The organism is Phyllobacterium sp., assembly GCF_037994405.1.
In the GTDB taxonomy this organism is placed as follows: Bacteria; Pseudomonadota; Alphaproteobacteria; order Rhizobiales; family Rhizobiaceae; genus Phyllobacterium.
On sequence record NZ_JBBNAN010000309.1, the window covers coordinates 1 to 3462 of the forward strand.

The following is a 3462-nucleotide window of genomic DNA, read 5'->3' on the forward strand; positions in this document are numbered from 1 at the left end:
CGGCAAACTATCGTTGGCCTCGGCCGTGCCATACTGGAGATCGACTGCGCACTGGACGGCATCGACCGCACTGGCGAACTCGACTAAAACGCCGTCACCCATGACCTTGACCAAGCGACCTCTATATCGCGTGATCAGGGGAGCCAGAATATCGCGCCGTCGGGCCTTCAGGACCTTGAGGGTTCCTTGCTCGTCCGCTTCCATGAGACGGCTGTAGCCGACCACGTCCGCGGCTAGAATGGCGGCAAGACGGCGCTGGACGCGTTCTTCGACCATTGAGGTAGGTGCCTCTGAAAATTCACTCGCACATATGGTATTGGGACCATCCGGAGATGTCCATCGCAGTGCCCCGGTTCCCAGTTTTGTTCTGGACTGGTGAAGATTGGCGCACCGGACCAGATTCGAACCGCACGTGATAGGTCGAAACGCGTTCAGCATGTCCGCTTTCCCTGCGTCGCTATCCAGAACCAGACGGTCTGAAGTCGGCCCCATCTCAGTCATTAATGGACCACAATAATGATTGGAGGGTGCGTATGCGTTATTTGGCTCTCTCGCCTTGATGGGATTCGATCCGCAGACCCACCCAAACGGGGGGTTGCCTGAAAGCGGTTCCCGAAGAGCCATTATTCGATTTTCGAAGCACAGATCGAGAACACCAGGCTGTTTAACTCAAATGTAGCAACGACGCTGGAGATATACGTTACTTTGAAAAGGCAATTAATGGCTTCGATTTGGTCCTAAAATGTCTACATTTGCTTCCGACGTACCAAGGAGTCAGCTCGAGGGTCAGCATTCGATGCTGATCCACACAGACCTTGCCAGACTCGAACTCACCTTTCGGACCAGGTACCAATTAGCATATTGAGGAATCGCTCTGCAGCCGGCGACAAGGTCCCTCCGCGACGCCTCACCACGCCTATTGTTCGTGAAATTGCCGGATTGCGTATCAGGCGGCTAATGAGAAAAGGGTGTTCCCCTTGGGGCGTTGCCATCTGCGGCAGCACAGATATGCCGAGCCCAGCTTCGACAAGACCGAGGGACGTCGAAAGGTGCGTTACTTCATAGAACCATCGAAGCTTAATGCTGGACTTCGCCAAAGCAGCATCGAGAAGTGTGCGGTTCGCACTTGACCGGTGAACCGTGATCAAATGGTAAGGTTCCAGGTCAGCCCACCCCACTTCCGCTTTCTCCGCAAGCGGATGATCTTTCCGCGCCGCGAGAACGAACGGATCTTCGACAAGACGCTCGAACGTCAAATCCGGATCGGACGTACCCGTGATGTTGATGCCGAACTCCACCTCACCCCGCGCAACGGCCTGCAAGCCGTCGGTCGCAGGTAAATCAAGGATACGGAAGCGGATATTGGGATGTTCTTCATTGAACTGCCGGATGACCGTCGGCAGGAAGTAAAACGCAGCGGTCGGAAGGCAGGCAATCGTGACCAGACCGCCCCGATTGACGCCGACATCGCGGACCGCAAACAGCGAACCGTCGAATTCTTCCAACATGCGGCGAACGAGTGGAAGTAATTCCGTCCCCAATGCTGTCAAAGAGACGTGCCGTGTCGTCCGCTCTAGCAACGGAGCGCCGATCGCCATTTCCAGCTTCTGGATGCGCCGACTGAGCGCGGGCTGAGAGAGATTGAGCGCCTCGGCAGCCCGATGAAAACTCACCAGTTCCACGACGCTTAAGAACGCGCGCAGGTCAAGTATCTCACAATTAATGCTCATTACACATCAATTCCCCGAATCTTCGCATTTCACATATCAATCATTTTACCGCAAAGTGCAAGAAATGGGCAGATTGATCCGTCAGGCGCATGAATAAAGAGCGGCAAACATGAATGACCTCATTCGTATACCCTGTGTCTTGATGAGAGGTGGTACGTCCAAAGGCCCGTTTTTCCTGGCGTCGGACCTCCCTTCGGATCCGCGCCAGCGCGACCAGATTCTGTTATCCGTGATGGGTTCCGGTCATCCGCTACAAATCGACGGCATCGGCGGCGGTAATCCGGTTACGAGCAAGGTTGCAATCGTCGGTCCGGCGACTGTATTGGGGGCAGATGTCGATTATCTCTTTGCCCAGGTGCGTATCGATCAACAAATGGTCGATACATCGCCCAATTGCGGCAACATGCTCGCCGCCGTCGGTCCCTTTGCCATCGAAGCCGGCCTCGTCAAGGCGACGGGGCTGGTGACGCGGGTGCGAATACACAATGTGAATACAGGAAAGCTCATCGAGGCGGAGGTTCCAACGCCAGAGGGCCGAGTCGCGTATCTTGGCGATGCTTCGATTGACGGCGTTCCCGGCCACGCCGCGCCGATCGCCTTGACATTCATGGATGCCGCCGGTGCTCGTACTGGCAGGCTCTTCCCCACTGGACAGCCTCGCGAGACCATCGACGGCATAGAGGTGACCTGTATCGATTGCGCCATGCCAATGATGATCCTTGAGGCCGCGGCCATCGGGGCAAACGGTTATGAAACGGCGACGGAGCTCAATGCAAACAGTGCTCTCCTCGAGCGGCTGGAAAAATTGAGGCTGCAGGCGGGCCAGCGTATGGGTATGGGCGACGTAAGGACACAGGTTGCCCCGAAACCGGTACTGATCTCGAAGCCAAAAGCCGGCGGTGATCTGAATGTGCGCTATTTCATGCCGCATCAGTGCCATCCCTCGCTCGCCACGACAGGGGCCGTCGGTATTGCTACGGCCTGCATCAGCGACAACACCGTTGCGTCCAGACTGATTGGCGGACGCAAGCCCCCGGTCGTTCTCGTTCTCGAACATCCAAGCGGACGCTTGGAGGTAAAGTTGGACTCCCGAGACGGCAAGACAATCGCAGGCATTCTGCGTACAGCCCGCCGTCTGTTCGAGGGCCAGGTCTTTGCAAAACCTATCGCGCAAATGGTTTGCGCGGCATAATTGAAAGCGGTGGCCGGGAGGGCGCCGCACATCAGGGAGGAAATACCATGCGTAAACTTATGCTCTCGCTCGCGGCTACTGTTGTATTCGCCGGATCGGCCTTTGCGGATCCCGTCAGAATCAGCGTCGGCTCTTACAATCTGAACAATTTGCCGTTCCCCGTAGCATCGGGCCTTGGTCTCTATGAAAAGGAAGGGCTCGAAGTCACCGTCGAGAATTTCGCCTCGGGCGGATCCAAGACCTTGCAGGCGCTTGTGGCAGGCTCCACAGACATAGCCGTCGGCTTCTACGATCATACGATCCAGATGCAGGCACAAAGGAAGGACGTGGTCGGTATTGTGTTGCTGGCGCGCAATTCCGGTCTTGTCCTTGCAGGCGGCAAGAACTCGACATTTGATCCGGCAAAGCCTGAAACCATCAAGGGCGCGAAAATCGGCATTACTGCCCCGGGCTCCTCATCGGATTTCTTTGTTCGCTATTATTTGCAGCGCCACAAGCTTTCTGCGGACGATGTTTCGCTAATCGGCGTCGGCTCCGGTT

3 protein-coding genes and 1 pseudogene are annotated in these 3462 nt (G+C 56.2%); 2 read left to right on the top strand and 2 right to left on the bottom strand.

All coding sequences use genetic code 11. The features are described 5' to 3' along the window. Both AAAC48_RS17280 and AAAC48_RS17285 read right to left on the bottom strand, forming a co-directional pair. Positions 1 to 276 (bottom strand): annotated as a pseudogene (locus AAAC48_RS17280) (adenylate/guanylate cyclase domain-containing protein); the annotation flags it as partial. A gap of 554 nt (positions 277 to 830) precedes the next feature. After that, on the bottom strand, positions 831 to 1730 hold the full coding sequence (locus AAAC48_RS17285; RefSeq protein ID WP_340655366.1) for a LysR family transcriptional regulator: 900 nt from the start codon (positions 1728 to 1730) through the stop codon (positions 831 to 833). Positions 1731 to 1839: 109 nt separating this feature from the next. On the opposite strand from AAAC48_RS17285, the gene AAAC48_RS17290 reads away from it, so the two are divergent. Both AAAC48_RS17290 and AAAC48_RS17295 read left to right on the top strand, forming a co-directional pair. Further along, on the top strand, positions 1840 to 2922 hold the full coding sequence (locus tag AAAC48_RS17290) for a 4-oxalomesaconate tautomerase (RefSeq protein WP_340655367.1): 1083 nt from the start codon (positions 1840 to 1842) through the stop codon (positions 2920 to 2922). 47 nt (positions 2923 to 2969) lie between these two features. Beyond that, on the top strand, positions 2970 to 3462 hold a 493-nt coding region (locus tag AAAC48_RS17295), incomplete at its 3' end, for an ABC transporter substrate-binding protein (protein WP_340655368.1).